The following is a 13650-nucleotide window of genomic DNA, read 5'->3' on the forward strand; positions in this document are numbered from 1 at the left end:
CGTGCGACGGGACGGCGGCATCGGGTTGCGATCGCCCGTCCCATCGGTTGACAGACAGGGGCCAGGGTGGCGCCTTCGGGATCTACCGTAGACGCCACCCTGGCGTGGGTACTACTTGGTGTTGGTGCTCTTCTTGACGGACCACTCCCAGTTGTTCCAGATCGGACCGGTCTGGTTGCCCATGTACTTCACGCCGTCCAGCTTGCTGGAGACGCCGTAGATGCCGGGTGCCTGGAAGAGGGGCAGGCCGTAGCCCTCGGTGAAGGCGGTCTTGTCGATCGCCAGCATGAGGTCGGTCAGCTTGTCCTTGTCGACGGTGGTCTGCGTGGCCACGGCGTCGTCGTTGGCCGCGGTGAAGCGGTTGTAGTTACCGCCGCCGTCCGAGGCGAACAGCTGCGGGATCTGCGCCGTGCCGATGCCGGCCGAGATCCAGCCGAACAGCGACGCGTCGTAGTTGCCGCCGGCGAGGAGCGTCGACCACTTGGGGTCTCCGCCGTCGACGACCTGGAAGCCGGCCTTCGCCGCCGAGGACTGGATCGCCTGGAACTCGTCCACGCGGTTCGGGTTCTTGGTGTTGTAGAGGATCTTCACGGTCGGCGTCTTGCCGGCGAGGAGCTCCTTGGCCTTGGCGATGTTCTCGTCGAGCTTCGACGGGTCGTACTTGTCCGAACCGTTCTGCTTGACCGTGGTCGCGTACTCCGACTGGCTCGGCAGCCACAGCTGCGAGTCGAGGACCTTGGCGTCGGGGTTGACCGGCGTCACGATCGCGTCGAGGATCTGCTGGCGCGGGATCGTGAGCAGGAACGCCTCACGGACCGTCGCGTCGCTGAAGACCTCGGAGCCGAAGTTCAGGTCGAGGTGGTCGTAGGAGACCTGGTCACCGGTGATGACCTGGGCGCCGGAGACGGCCTCGAGCGACTTCTTGGTGTCGGCGGACGCCTGCGGGTAGACGAGGTCGACCTCGCCGTTCTGCAGGGCGGTCACCTGAGCGGCAGCGTCACCGATGATGCGCATGACGAGCTTGTCGATCTTCGGGGCGAGGTTGCCCGTGTAGTTCGGGTTGTGCTCGAACGTGAGCGACTGGCCGGGCGTCCACGCCGACAGGACCCACGGGCCCGACGTGACGAGGAGGTCCTTGTCGGTCGGGAACGACGTGATGTCGTAGCCGGTGTTGACGAAGTCGGCAGCCTTCTTCAGCGTGTCGTTGACGGCGACGGGAGCGGCCGGGTCGCCCTTGGGCAGGCCCTCGAGCAGCTTCGTCAGGTCGGCGGCCGTCGACAGGCCCGCCTTCTTCGCCACGACGTGCGCGGGCTGGGCGATCGGGTTGAAGATGTCCCAGTCCACGTAGGGCTCGGAGTACTTCAGGGTGATCGACGTGTTGTCGTCGCCGACCTCGGGGAAGTCGGTCGAGTTGATGCCCGCGGTCGAGCCGGCGATCTGGAAGTACTGCGTGCCGCCGGTGACGTTGCCGTCCGCGTCGGTGGTCGCGTCGTCGTAGTGGCCCGAGGCGATCGCCCAGGCGAGGACCATGTCGTCGGCGGTGATGGGCTCACCGTCGGACCACTTGAGGTCCTTCTTCAGCGTGTACTTGACGGTCAGCGGGTCGTCCGAGGTCTTCTCGTACGTGCCGAACGACTCGTCCTTGACGACGTTGAAGCTGTTGTCCGGGTAGAAGAACCCGCCCGTGGTCAGGTAGACGTACTGGCCGTTGGTGTCCAGGTTGCCCTGCGGCGTGTTGCTGTTCAGCGACGTCAGGTCGTTCACGATGGCCATCGTGACGGTGCCACCGGTCGGCGCAGCGTCGGTGGCGTTGCCACCACCGCTGGCCGTGCAGCCCGTCAGGGCGAGGGCGCCGGCCGCGGTGACCGCGGCAAGTGCTCCCCAGCGTGACTTCTTCAATTTTCCTCCTGGGTAAGGGATGGATGCGCAGGCGGGTGAAACACCCACGGCGCGGATACCGAAACCATAAGTTCTGATCAGCGTTGATCAAAACCGTTAGGGAAAACGTTACAGACCCTTAACTCAGTTCCGGGCACATCTGGCAATCTGACAAGATGAGCGATTCTCTCACCGGCGAACTGCCAAGAACGAGGAGGCTGCACACCCGACTCTGGTGGGAGATCGGAATCTTGCTCGCCCTGTCGGTCGGACGCTCCGCCGTCTTCTCGGTGCTCTCCCTCGTGCAGGCGCTGACGAGGGAGCAGGCGCTGGGCGACCAGTCGACCTCGCTCAACCCGGGCGCCAACGCGGCGCAGTTCTGGGACGTGCTGAACCAGCTCGTCAGCCAGCTCTTCGCGTTCGCTCCGATCGCCCTCGCGATCTACCTGCTGTGGGAGCCGGGAGTCTCGGCGTTCCGCCGCATCGGGCTGGACTTCCGCGTGTTCGGCAAGGACCTCGGCGCGGGCGCGCTGCTGGTCGCCGTCATCGGCATCCCGGGGCTCGGGCTCTACGTCGCCGGCCGGGCGCTCGGCATCACCGTCCAGGTGGATGCCGCGCCGCTGGACGCGTCGTGGTGGACGATCCCCCTGCTGCTGCTCGCGGCGGTCCGTGCGGGGCTGACAGAGGAGGTCATCTTCATCGGCTATCTGTTCGACCGCCTGCGACGCCTGGGCTGGGGCACGTGGACCATCATCCTGTCGACGGCCGCGCTGCGCGGCGCGTACCACGCCTACCAGGGGTGGGGTCCGATCGCGGGCAACGTCGCGATGGGCATCGTGTTCGGCTGGGTCTACCACCGCTGGGGGCGGGTCATGCCGCTCGTCATCGCCCACACCCTCATCGACGTGATCGCGTTCGTGGGGTACCCGCTCGCGGCCGCCTGGTGGCCCGGCATCTTCTCCTGATCCGCCGCCCGCGCCCCGCGCGGGACGCCACACCCGCGCCGAGACATCACCTCCGCGCCGAGACACACGATGTGCAGTGGTTTCTCGGTGCGGGAGGTGTGTCTCACACGGCGGACGGCGCGGGCCGCGCGGGCGTCAGGCGAAGGCCTCCGGCGGCGGGCAGGCGCACACCAGGTTGCGGTCGCCGTACGCGTTGTCGATCCGTCGCACGGGCGGCCAGTACTTGGTGCGCACGAGGCTGTGCACGGGGTACACGGCGAGCTCGCGGGTGTACGGATGCGTCCACTCCCCCACGGCGATCGACTCCGCGGTGTGCGGCGCGTTCGCGAGCGGGTTGTCGTCGGCCGGCCAGGTGCCGGATGCCACGGCATCCGCCTCGGCCCGGATCGCGATCATGGCCTCGATGAAGCGCTCGATCTCGCCCAGGTCCTCGGACTCGGTCGGCTCGACCATCAGCGTGCCCGCGACCGGGAACGACATCGTCGGCGCGTGGAAGCCGTAGTCGATCAGCCGCTTGGCGACGTCGTCGACGCTCACGCCGGTCGCCTCCTTGAGGGGCCGGAGGTCGAGGATGCACTCGTGCGCGACGAGACCGCCCTCGCCCGCGTACAGCACCGGGTAGTGATCGCGTAGGCGCACGGCGATGTAGTTGGCGGCCAGCACGGCGGCCCCCGTCGCCTCCCGCAGCCCGTCGGCTCCCATCATCCGGATGTACGCCCACGAGATCGGCAGGATGGATGCCGAGCCGTACGGCGCCGCCGAGATCGGTCCGCCGTCGAAGACGAAGCCGCCCGCGTGCTCGGCGCGCTGCGCCAGCGGGTGCGACGGCAGGAACGGCGCGAGGTGCGCCTTCGCCGCGACCGGTCCGACGCCGGGCCCGCCGCCGCCGTGCGGGATCGCGAACGTCTTGTGCAGGTTCAGGTGCGACACGTCGCCGCCGAGGTCGCCGAAGCGGGCGAAGCCGACGAGCGCGTTCATGTTGGCGCCGTCGACGTACACCTGTCCGCCGGCCTCGTGCACCGCGGCGGTGATGTCCACGACGTCCTGCTCGTAGACGCCGTGGGTCGACGGGTAGGTGATCATGAGTGCCGCCAGGGCGTCGGCGTGCGTCGCGATCTTCGCGCGGAGGTCGGCGAGGTCGACGTTGCCGGCCTCGTCGCAGGCGACCACGACGACCCGCATCCCGGCGAGCACGGCGGATGCCGCGTTGGTGCCGTGGGCCGACGACGGGATGAGACAGACGTCGCGCTGCACGTCGCCCCGGGAGTGGTGGTAGCCGCGGATCGCCAGCAGGCCCGCCAGCTCCCCCTGCGAACCGGCGTTCGGCTGCAGGGAGACCGCGTCGTACCCGGTGATCTCGGCCAGCCACGACTCGAGCTGCTCGATGAGCACGAGGTAGCCCGCGACGTCGTCCGCCGGGGCGAACGGGTGCACGCGCGCGAACTCGGGCCACGACACCGCCGCCATCTCGGTGGCGGCGTTGAGCTTCATCGTGCACGAGCCCAGCGGGATCATCCCGCGATCGAGCGCGTAGTCGCGGTCGGCGAGCTGCTTGAGGTAGCGCATCATCGCCGTCTCGGAGTGGTGCGCCTGGAACACGGGGTGCGTCAGGAACTCGTCGACCCGCCACAGCGACGAGGGCACCGACGCGGGCAGCGGCCCGCTGACGAATCCGAACGCGCGCTGCTCGGGTCCGCCGAAGACCTGCACGAGGGCGTGGACGTCCGCGGGCGTCGTGGTCTCGTCGACCGAGATGCCGACCGAGTCGGTGTCGCGGAACCACAGCTGGAAGCCGCGCTCGCGCGCCGCGTCGACGACGGCGCCCGCGCGCCCGGGGACCTTCACGACCACGGTGTCGAAGAAGCTCTCGTGGAGCACCTCGTTTCCCGCGTCGACGAGCCAGTCGCGAAGCAGCGCCGCGGTCGCGGCGACCTCGGCGGCGATGCGGCGCAGTCCGTCGGGGCCGTGGTACACGGCGTACATCGAGGCCATCACGGCCAGGAGAACCTGCGCGGTGCAGATGTTCGAGGTCGCCTTCTCGCGGCGGATGTGCTGCTCACGGGTCTGCAGCGACAGCCGGTAGGCGGGGCGGCCCGCGGCATCCACCGAGACGCCCACGAGGCGTCCGGGAAGCTGCCGCTCGAGGCCGGAACGGACCGCCATGTAGCCCGCGTGCGGGCCGCCGAAGCCCATCGGCACGCCGAAGCGCTGCGTGGTGCCGACCGCGATGTCCGCGCCGAGCGAGCCCGGCGACCGCAGCAGGGTGAGCGCGAGCAGGTCGGCCGCGACGACGACGAGACCGCCCTGCGCCTGCACCGCCGCGATGACGTCGCTGGGATCCCAGATGCGTCCCGTCGCCCCGGGGTACTGGACGAACGCCCCGAACACGTCGAGATCGGCGGGCAGGAGGCTCTCCCCGTAGGAGGTCTCCCGCACCTCGATGCCGAGCGCGGCCGCGCGGTGCGCGAGCAGCGCCTTGGTCTGCGGGAGCGCGTCGGCGTCGACCAGGAAGACGGTGCTCTTCGACCTCGACGCGCGGCGGGCGACCAGCATGCCCTCCACGACGGCGGTCGACTCGTCCAGCATCGACGCATTGGCGGTCGCCAGGCCCGTCAGATCGGTGACCATCGTCTGGAAGTTGATGAGGGCTTCGAGGCGGCCCTGCGAGATCTCCGGCTGGTAGGGCGTGTACGCGGTGTACCAGGACGGGTTCTCGAAGACGTTGCGCGCGATCACCGACGGGGTCAGCGTGTCGTAGTAGCCCAGCCCGATCATCGACCTCGCCGGCCGGTTCTGCGACGCGAGCTCGCGCAGCTCCGCGAGTGCCTGCGCCTCGGTCGCCGCCGGGGGGATGGCGCTGTCGGCGACGGGGGCGGCGTGGATGGATGCCGGGACGGCGCGGTCCACGAGCGCGCCGACGCTGTCGTAGCCGAGCGCGCTGAGCATCTCGGCCTGGGCGGCGGCGTCGGTGCCGATGTGCCGGTCGTGGAAGGGCGCCGTGTTCACTCCTCGCCGCCCGTGAGCGCGACGTAGGCGGCCCGGTCCAGGAGCGCGTCGACATCGCTCGGGTCGACCTGGATCTTCACGAGCCAGCCGCCGTCGAAGGCGCCGCTGTTCACGAGGGAGGGATCGTCGACCACGGCGTCGTTGATCGCGACGACCTCGCCGGACAGCGGTGCGTAGAGCTCGCCGACCGACTTGGTCGACTCGATCTCGCCGCAGACCGTGTTCGCGGTGACGGTGGAGCCGACCGCGGGGAGGTCGACGTAGACGACGTCGCCGAGCTTGTCGGCCGCGTAGTCGGTGATGCCGACGGTGGCGACGTCGCCGTCGAGGGCGACCCACTCGTGTTCTTCGGTGTACTTGAGGGCGGTCAGGTCGGTCATGCGGTCCTCCGGTAGAAAGGCAGGGCGGTCACGGTCGCGGGGATGAGCGTTCCCCGCACGTCGATGAAGAGCGAGGTGCCGGCTTCGGCGAGCGCCGGCGGGACGAAGGCCATGGCGACGGGGTGCCCGAGCGTCGGGCTGAGCGCCCCGCTGGTGATCTCGCCGACGGGGGTGCCCGCGGCATCCACCACGGCGTAGCCGGCGCGGCCGGCGCGACGTCCCTCGGCCACGAGACCGACCAGCACGGGCAGATCGTCGGATGCCGCGGCGAGCGCGTCCTTGCCGACGAACTCGTCCTTGTCGCCGGCGACGACGCGGCCGAGCCCCGCCTGGGCCGGCAGGATGGCCGTCGACAGTTCGTGTCCGTGCAGCGGCATACCGGCTTCGAGCCGGAGGGTGTCGCGCGCGGCGAGGCCGGCGGGGACGAGGCCGAGCGGCTCCCCCGCCTCGAGCAGGGCGTCCCACAGCGCCGGAGCGAGGGCGTTCGGCACCATCAGTTCGAAGCCGTCCTCCCCGGTGTACCCGGTGCGCGCGATGAACAGGTTCTCGTCCTGGAATCGCCCCGCGGACCAGGCGTAGTAGCCGAGGTCGGCGAGCGCCGGCTGCACGTCCGTGACGCCGGCGCTCGCTTCCACGATCTCGCGGGCGCGCGGACCCTGCACGGCGATCAGCGAGGTCTGGTCGGAGATGTCCTCGATGCGCGCGCGCTCGGTGCCGACGACGAACCCGACGGCGCCGTCTGCGGGAACCTCCCTGCCGGACCGCACGATCTCCGCCGCGCGGTCGACCCGCGCCGAGAACGCGTCGGCGACGAGGGCGCGGTTGCCGGCGTTGGAGATCACCAGGAAGTACTCGTCGCCGGTGCGGTAGACGATGACGTCGTCGATCACGCCGCCCTGATCGTCGAGCAGCAGCGAGTACTTGGCCTTCCCGACCTTCATCGTGGAGATGCGGCCGGCGAGGGCGTAGTCGAGGAAGGCGGCCGCGCCCGAGCCGGTCACGAGGAACTCCGCCATGTGCGAGATGTCGAACAGGCCCGCGGCCGTGCGGACGGCGTGATGCTCGGCCAGGTCGGAGGTGTAGCGCACCGGCATGTCCCACCCGCCGAAGTCGGTGAAGGAGGCTCCGAGCGCGGCGTGGCGATCGGCGAGTGCGGTGGTGCGGAGGTCTGGCATGAGTTCTCCCCGAGATCGGGCGGGCGGATGCCGGGACCGGCAGCCGGGAACTCCCCCTCTGTCATGGGCCTGAGAGTTTCACCGGCTCCGTCTGCACGGGTGCCGGCTTTCACCGTCGGCGGATCCCCCCACAGCGGGGATCGCTTTCCAGAGCGGCCGGACGCGAGCGGTACGCGGACCTGAGAGATTGGCGGGGAGGCTTGCTCCTTCGGTGTCCGGGCCCCGTCGAGAACGTGGATGCCGGAGCTCTCCCGCACACGTCATGCGGCCTGTCTTCAGTTGCCCTGTCAGCATAGCGCCCACGCCGGGTGTGCGTTCAGCCCGTGCAGCGGCCGGATCCGACCGTGGGCGACGCGGAGGTCACCGAGGCGAGGTCGGGGCGCAGCACCGAGGTCGTCATCGCGTACCCGCGCCCTTCGCCGTCCGCGCCGCGCGCGAAGACCACGCCCACGACTTCGCCGTCGCCGGTCAGCAGCGGCCCACCGGAGTTGCCGGGCTGCACGTCGGCGTCGAGGGCGTAGATCTCGCGGGGCGCCGCGGAGGCGTCGTAGATGTCGGGCACGGGGACGGAGGCGACCGACAGCACGCCGGCGGAGATGCTCGTGAACGGTCCGCCGTGCGGGTAGCCCTGCACGGCGGCCTGCGTTCCGGGCGCGGCCGGGTCGGCGAGGGGAAGCGGCGTGGCGGCGAGGTCTCCGATCGAGATGACCGCGAGGTCGTCCACGGCATCGAACAGGACGATGCGCCCTTCCGTGGCGCGCCCGCCGGGAAGCTCGACGACGGGGGTGTCGACTCCCGCGACGACGTGCGCGTTGGTCACGACGAGTCCCGGCGCGGCGACGAACCCCGAGCCCGTCATCGACACGCCGCAGGCGTACGCGGTGCCGCTGACGCGGGCGACCGATGCCGACGCGGCCTGCAGCTGGGGGTCGTCGAGGGTGATGGGCGGATCGGTCGGTGCCACCACCGCGCCGATGGCCGCTTCGAGCCGCGGGAGGCCGTCGGACAGCAGCGCGCCGCGCGCCGTCGCCAGGGCTTCGTCCAGGGGCGCCGGGGTGAGGGCGTCGATCGCGCCGAGCACCCGCGACGAGGCGACGGCCGACGAGACGTACGGGATGCCGGCGGTCGCGAGCCCGGAGGAGACGAGCAGGAGTGCCAGCGCCGTCGCGACGGTCGTCAGCACGCCCCCGAGGAAGCGCTCGAGCCCGCGGAGCCGGCTGCGGTCGACGCCCCGGCGCACCGCCCTGCCGATCGCGGCGCCGGCCGCCGTGCCGATCACGACCAGGCCGATCGCGGCGGCGGCGAGCGCCGCGGTGCGCGCGCCGCCGGACGGGATCACGGTCGAGAGCCAGGGCGTCGCGAGGGGAAGCAGCCAGAGGGCGGCGGCGGCGCCGACGATCATGCCGATGACGCTGCCCAGGCTCGCGAAGAACCCACGGGCGATGCCCGCCGCGAACGCGATGAGCAGGGCCGCGGCGGCGATGATGTCGACGATGAGCACGGGGTGACCTCCGCCGACACCGTACCCGGCCGTCCTCGGTGCTTCCTGCACGATCGCCGCGGGCCCCCGATCTGATCCGGCGAGGTCGGTTTGACCTTCGTGTCGGGATGACTCTAAGATCGTGGCCGAGGTTATGGTCACCATGACAAGAACAGACTCCGCTGTCGACGGCATCCGTGTCGCCGTGTCGACGGTCATCTTCAGCCTGCGGCGCGACGCCGACGGGCGGCTGGCGGTCGTCCTCCCGCTCGTGCGGCGCACGCGGGATCCCCACGAGGGACGCTGGGCGCTGCCCGGCGGCTGGCTGGACAGCACGGAGGAGCTCGAGACGGCGGCCTCGCGCACGCTGGCCGAGACGACCGGCCTCGCGCCCAGCTACCTCGAGCAGCTCTACGCCTTCGGCGACATCGGCCGCTCCCCCGGCCGCGTCGTGTCCATCGTCTACTGGGCGCTGCTGCGCGAGGGCGCCCAGCTGCCCGCCGACGCCGAGAACGTCGCCTGGTTCGACGCCTCCCGGCCGCCGGAGCTGGCCTTCGACCATCGCCACATCGTCGAGTACGCGCTGTGGCGGCTGCGCAACAAGGTCGGCTACAGCCGCATCGCGCACGGGCTGCTGCCGGACCTGTTCACCCTGTCGGACCTGCGCGAGGTCTACGAGGCGATCCTCGAACGCGAGCTCGACCCCGCCAACTTCCGACGCCAGGTCGAGAACTCGGGGACGCTCATCCCCACGGAGCGCTTCCGCACGGGCAGCCACCGTCCGGCCCGCCTGTACCGCTACAACCACGACGTCGAGCTGGCCGATCGCGGCCCGCTGCCCACCGACACCCCCGCACCACCCGTCCTTCCCGAAGAGGTCACGATATGAGCGCCACCATCCTCACCCTCACGCCGCCGCCGGCCGACCCCGTCGACCCGAGCGTCGACCACGGCATCCAGGCCATCGTCGCCGGCGCCTCGACGGCCGAGACCTGCAACACGGAGCTCGCCGCGGGCCCGTGGGACTTCGACCGACGTCCCGGCTACGGTCCCGGCTCGTCGATGGGCGATGTGATCCCCGTGGGCTCGCCGCGTCAGGGAGAGCTGCCCGCCGATTACCGCACCGCCGGCGAGGACGAGCTGCACGCCCGCATCCGCGCCGCGAAGCAGACGCTCGGCTCGCGCGTCGTGGTGCTCGGCCACTTCTACCAGCGCGAAGAGGTCGTCACCCACGCGGACTACGTGGGCGACTCCTTCCAGCTCGCCAACGCGGCGCTCGAGCACCCGGGTGCCGAAGCGATCGTCTTCTGCGGCGTGCACTTCATGGCGGAGACCGCCGATCTGCTGTCGCGCCCGGAGCAGGCGGTCATCCTTCCGAACCTCGCGGCGGGATGCTCGATGGCCGACATGGCCTCCATCGACGAGGTCGAGGAGTGCTGGGAGCAGCTGGCGGACGTGTACGGAGACCTCGAGGCCCCGGACGCCGACGGTCGCGTGCCGGTGATCCCGGTCACGTACATGAACTCGTCGGCGGCGATCAAGGGCTTCGTCGGGCGCCACGGCGGCATCGTCTGCACCTCGTCGAACGCCCGCACCGTGCTGGAGTGGGCCTTCGCCCGCGGGCGCCGCGTCCTCTTCTTCCCCGACCAGCACCTCGGCCGCAACACCGCGAAGGCGATGGGCGTGCCGATCGCGCAGATGCCGATGTGGAATCCGCGCAAGCCGCTCGGCGGCTCCACCCCGGCCGAGCTCGCGGACGCGCGGGTGATCCTGTGGCACGGGTTCTGCTCCGTGCACCGCCGGTTCACGGTCGACCAGATCGACAAGGCGCGCGCCGAGCACCCGGGGGTGCGGGTGATCGTCCACCCCGAGTGCCCGATGGCGGTGGTGGATGCCGCCGACGAGGCGGGGTCCACGGACTACATCCGCAAGGCGATCGCCGCGGCCACCGAGCCGACGACCTTCGCGATCGGCACGGAGATCAACCTCGTCCAGCGGCTCGCGGCGCAGTACCCCCAGCACCGCATCTTCTGCCTGGACCCGGTGGTCTGCCCGTGCTCGACGATGTATCGCATCCACCCCGGGTATCTCGCCTGGGTGCTGGAGCGGCTCGTCGCCGGCGAGGTCGTCAACCGCATCACGGTGCCCGCCGACGTCGCCGATCCGGCGCGGGTCGCGCTCGAGCGGATGCTGGCGGCCAAGCCGTGACCGCGACCGACGCCGCCCCGCGGGTGCCGCCGGCGCGGCGGGACGCGCCGCACGTGGTCATCGCGGGCTCCGGGATCGCCGGGCTCACCGCGGCCCTGCACGCCACGGCATCCGGATGCCGGGTCACGCTCGTGACGAAAGACGTGCTGGAGCACGCGAACACGCGGTACGCGCAGGGCGGGATCGCCGGCGTCATGTTCGACGACGACAGCGCGGCGGCGCACGAGCGCGACACGCTGGTGGCGGGGGCAGGGCTCAGCGACGCCGACGCGGTGCGCGTGCTCGTCGAGGAGGGGCCCGCCCGCATCCGCGAGCTCATCGCACGGGGCGTGGAGTTCGACCGGGGAGCCGACGGCACCCTCGTCAAGGGACTGGAAGCCGCCCACTCCTACCCCCGTGTGCTGCACGCGGGGGGCGATGCGACCGGCAGCGCGATCGAGAAGGCGCTCGTCGGGCGGCTTCGGGTCAGCGGCGTCGACGTCCTCGAGCACGCCTTCCTCGTCGACGTGCTCCTCGACGGCGACGGGCGCGCCCGCGGCGTGGACCTGCTCGTCGACGACGAGCGTCGCGTGTCGCTCGACGCCGATGCCGTCGTCCTCGCCACCGGCGGTGCCGGGCAGCTGTACGCGCACACGACCAACCCGCCCGTCGCCACCGGAGACGGCATCGCCGCCGCGGTGCGCGCCGGCGCCGTGGTCCGCGACCTGGAGTTCGTCCAGTTCCACCCGACCGTGCTCACCTCGCGGCCGGGAGAGGCGTTCCTCGTCTCCGAGGCCGTGCGGGGCGAGGGCGGCGTCCTGAGAGACGAACAGGGTCGCCGATTCATGCTCGACGTCCATCCCGACGCCGAGCTCGCGCCGCGCGACGTGGTCGCGCGCGCCATCGCCGCCGTCATGGAGGAGCAGTCGGGTCGACCCGTCCTGCTGGACGCGACGGGACTCGGACACGACGGCTCCGGCCCCGCACGCAAGCAGACGGCGGCCTTCCTCGCGCGCCGGTTCCCGACGATCGACGCGGCCGTCCGGGAGCGCGGGTTCGACTGGTCGCAGGAGCCGATCCCCGTCACTCCCGCCGCGCACTACCTGATGGGCGGCGTCGCCACCGACCTGGCCGGGCGGACCAGCGTCCCGAGGCTCTACGCGGTGGGCGAGGTCGCCCGCACCGGCGTCCACGGCGCGAACCGGCTCGCCTCCAACTCGCTGCTCGAAGGCGCGGTGTTCGGTGCGCGCGCCGGCGACGCCGTCGCCGCCGACTTCGCCTCCGGGTTCTGGCCGTCGCCCGCGCCGCTCGCGGCCGCCGACGACGACGGCGCCGCGGCGGTCCCGGCCGGCTCGACCGCCGGCATCCCGTCGCCCGCGCCCTTCACGCGACGCGCCCTCCAGCGGGTGATGTGGGAGGACGCCGGCCTCGTCCGCGACGCCGCGGGTCTGGATCGCGCGAGCCGGATGATCGCGGGCTGGCGCGCACAGCCGCGGACGCCGCGCACCGAGGCCGAGTTCGAGGACGAGAACCTGCTCGTCGTCGCGGCCCAGGTGGTCGGCGCCGCGGCGGCGCGCACCGCATCCGTCGGCGCGCACACCCGGCGCGACGACACCGGGGCCTCGAACGACCGGGCGTCCCGAGAGCTGGAGGGCGCATCATGCTGACCCGGCGCCACATCGACCGCGTCGTCGCCGCCGCGCTCGACGAGGATGCACCGTGGGGCGACCTCACGAGTCGGTACCTGATCCCCGAGGATGCCGTCGCCACCGCCGACCTCGTCGCGCGCGAGCCCGGCGTCTTCAGTGGCGGCGAGGTCTTCGCCGCCGCGTTCGCGCTGACCGATCCCGCCGTCGCGGTGCGGCTCCACCGGCGCGACGGTGAGAGCTTCGCGGCCGGGGACGTGCTCGCCACCGTGGCCGGCCCGGCCCGCGCCGTGCTGACCGCGGAGCGCGTCGGACTCAATTTCGTGCAGCGGATGAGCGGCATCGCGACACTGACGGCGCGCTACGTCGCCGCGGTGGCGGGCACGCGGGCGCGGATCGCCGACACGCGCAAGACCACGCCGGGCCTACGCGCCCTCGAGCGCCACGCCGTGCGCAGCGGCGGGGGACGCAACCACCGCTACTCGCTGTCGGACGCGGTCATGGCCAAGGACAACCACCTCGCAGTCCTCACCGCGGGCGGCGCCGACGTGACCGCGGCGCTGCGCACGGCACTCGCGGAGCTGCCTCACACGGCGCACATCGAGGTGGAGGTCGACCGACTCGACCAGATCGAGCCCGTCCTCGCGGCGAGCACCGCGGCGGCGCGGATCGGCACGATCATGCTCGACAACTTCTCCCTCGACGACCTCCGCGCCGGCGTCGCGCAGGTCGCGGGCCGCGCCACCGTGGAAGCCTCGGGAGGCGTCAGCCTGGAGACCGTCGCGGCCATCGCGGCCACCGGCGTCGACGTGATCTCGGTCGGCGCGCTCACCCACTCGGCGCGGGCGCTCGATCTCGGTCTCGACGCCCGCATCGCGCGCGGCGACGGGGACGTGGCCCCCGCGTCGACGCCGGCGGGCTGACGGGAGATCG

At 71.7% G+C, this 13650-nt stretch carries 10 protein-coding genes and 2 riboswitches; of the genes, 5 read left to right on the forward strand and 5 right to left on the reverse strand.

From position 1 onward, the window contains the following. Positions 1 to 111: 111 nt before the first annotated feature. Complete coding sequence (locus tag AC6CQV_RS08005) at positions 112 to 1899, reverse strand: ABC transporter family substrate-binding protein (RefSeq protein ID WP_060960146.1); 1788 nt, start codon at positions 1897 to 1899, stop codon at positions 112 to 114. Positions 1900 to 2054: 155 nt separating this feature from the next. Here AC6CQV_RS08005 and AC6CQV_RS08010 point away from each other — a divergent pair, with 155 nt between their 5' ends. After that, a complete protein-coding gene (locus AC6CQV_RS08010; protein WP_498259177.1) occupies positions 2055 to 2843 on the forward strand; it encodes a CPBP family intramembrane glutamic endopeptidase in 789 nt (262 codons plus the stop codon). A gap of 135 nt (positions 2844 to 2978) precedes the next feature. Here AC6CQV_RS08010 and gcvP read toward each other — a convergent pair whose 3' ends face one another. The 4 genes from gcvP to AC6CQV_RS08030 form a co-directional block, all read right to left on the reverse strand. After that, positions 2979 to 5789, reverse strand: coding sequence for an aminomethyl-transferring glycine dehydrogenase (gene gcvP / locus AC6CQV_RS08015; RefSeq protein WP_231735136.1), 2811 nt, complete (start codon positions 5787 to 5789; stop codon positions 2979 to 2981). A 56-nt stretch (positions 5790 to 5845) separates the two neighbouring features. Then, entirely contained in the window at positions 5846 to 6229 is a 384-nt protein-coding gene (gene gcvH / locus AC6CQV_RS08020; RefSeq protein ID WP_060960143.1) for a glycine cleavage system protein GcvH, read from the reverse strand. Beyond that, positions 6226 to 7404, reverse strand: a complete 1179-nt coding sequence (locus AC6CQV_RS08025) for a glycine cleavage system aminomethyltransferase GcvT (protein WP_498259178.1) — start codon at positions 7402 to 7404, stop codon at positions 6226 to 6228. Before AC6CQV_RS08025 ends, gcvH begins: the two co-directional genes overlap by 4 nt. Before the next feature lie 51 nt (positions 7405 to 7455). Next, positions 7456 to 7560: riboswitch (glycine riboswitch) on the reverse strand. Position 7561: 1 nt separating this feature from the next. After that, positions 7562 to 7668, reverse strand: a riboswitch (glycine riboswitch). Positions 7669 to 7720: 52 nt separating this feature from the next. Next, a complete protein-coding gene (locus AC6CQV_RS08030) occupies positions 7721 to 8905 on the reverse strand; it encodes a MarP family serine protease (RefSeq protein WP_061782247.1) in 1185 nt (394 codons plus the stop codon). Between the two features lie 142 nt (positions 8906 to 9047). Here AC6CQV_RS08030 and AC6CQV_RS08035 point away from each other — a divergent pair, with 142 nt between their 5' ends. The 4 genes from AC6CQV_RS08035 to nadC are packed head-to-tail and all read left to right on the forward strand — an operon-like array spanning position 9048 to position 13640. Further along, entirely contained in the window at positions 9048 to 9773 is a 726-nt protein-coding gene (locus AC6CQV_RS08035; RefSeq protein ID WP_060960198.1) for an NUDIX hydrolase, read from the forward strand. After that, entirely contained in the window at positions 9770 to 11092 is a 1323-nt protein-coding gene (nadA, locus tag AC6CQV_RS08040) for a quinolinate synthase NadA (protein ID WP_498259179.1), read from the forward strand. The genes AC6CQV_RS08035 and nadA overlap by 4 nt, the downstream gene beginning before the upstream one ends. Continuing rightward, positions 11089 to 12738, forward strand: a complete 1650-nt coding sequence (gene nadB / locus AC6CQV_RS08045; RefSeq protein ID WP_498259180.1) for an L-aspartate oxidase — start codon at positions 11089 to 11091, stop codon at positions 12736 to 12738. Before nadA ends, nadB begins: the two co-directional genes overlap by 4 nt. After that, positions 12732 to 13640: a carboxylating nicotinate-nucleotide diphosphorylase gene (gene nadC / locus AC6CQV_RS08050; RefSeq protein WP_191008401.1), complete on the forward strand. Its 909-nt coding sequence runs from the start codon at positions 12732 to 12734 to the stop codon at positions 13638 to 13640. Before nadB ends, nadC begins: the two co-directional genes overlap by 7 nt. Positions 13641 to 13650: the final 10 nt, after the last annotated feature.

Source organism: Microbacterium sp. EG9 (assembly GCF_059759475.1).

What these genes read in the sequence shown, in the direction of transcription:
- AC6CQV_RS08035 (WP_060960198.1), top strand. Translation starts at nt 9,048, where the DNA reads ATGACAAGAACAGACTCCGCTGTCGACGGCATCCGTGTCGCCGTGTCG.
- nadC (WP_191008401.1), top strand. Translation starts at nt 12,732, where the DNA reads ATGCTGACCCGGCGCCACATCGACCGCGTCGTCGCCGCCGCGCTCGAC.
- gcvP (WP_231735136.1), bottom strand. Translation starts at nt 5,789, where the DNA reads ATGCTCAGCGCGCTCGGCTACGACAGCGTCGGCGCGCTCGTGGACCGC.
- nadA (WP_498259179.1), top strand. Translation starts at nt 9,770, where the DNA reads ATGAGCGCCACCATCCTCACCCTCACGCCGCCGCCGGCCGACCCCGTC.
- AC6CQV_RS08025 (WP_498259178.1), bottom strand. Translation starts at nt 7,404, where the DNA reads ATGCCAGACCTCCGCACCACCGCACTCGCCGATCGCCACGCCGCGCTC.
- AC6CQV_RS08010 (WP_498259177.1), top strand. Translation starts at nt 2,055, where the DNA reads ATGAGCGATTCTCTCACCGGCGAACTGCCAAGAACGAGGAGGCTGCAC.
- gcvH (WP_060960143.1), bottom strand. Translation starts at nt 6,229, where the DNA reads ATGACCGACCTGACCGCCCTCAAGTACACCGAAGAACACGAGTGGGTC.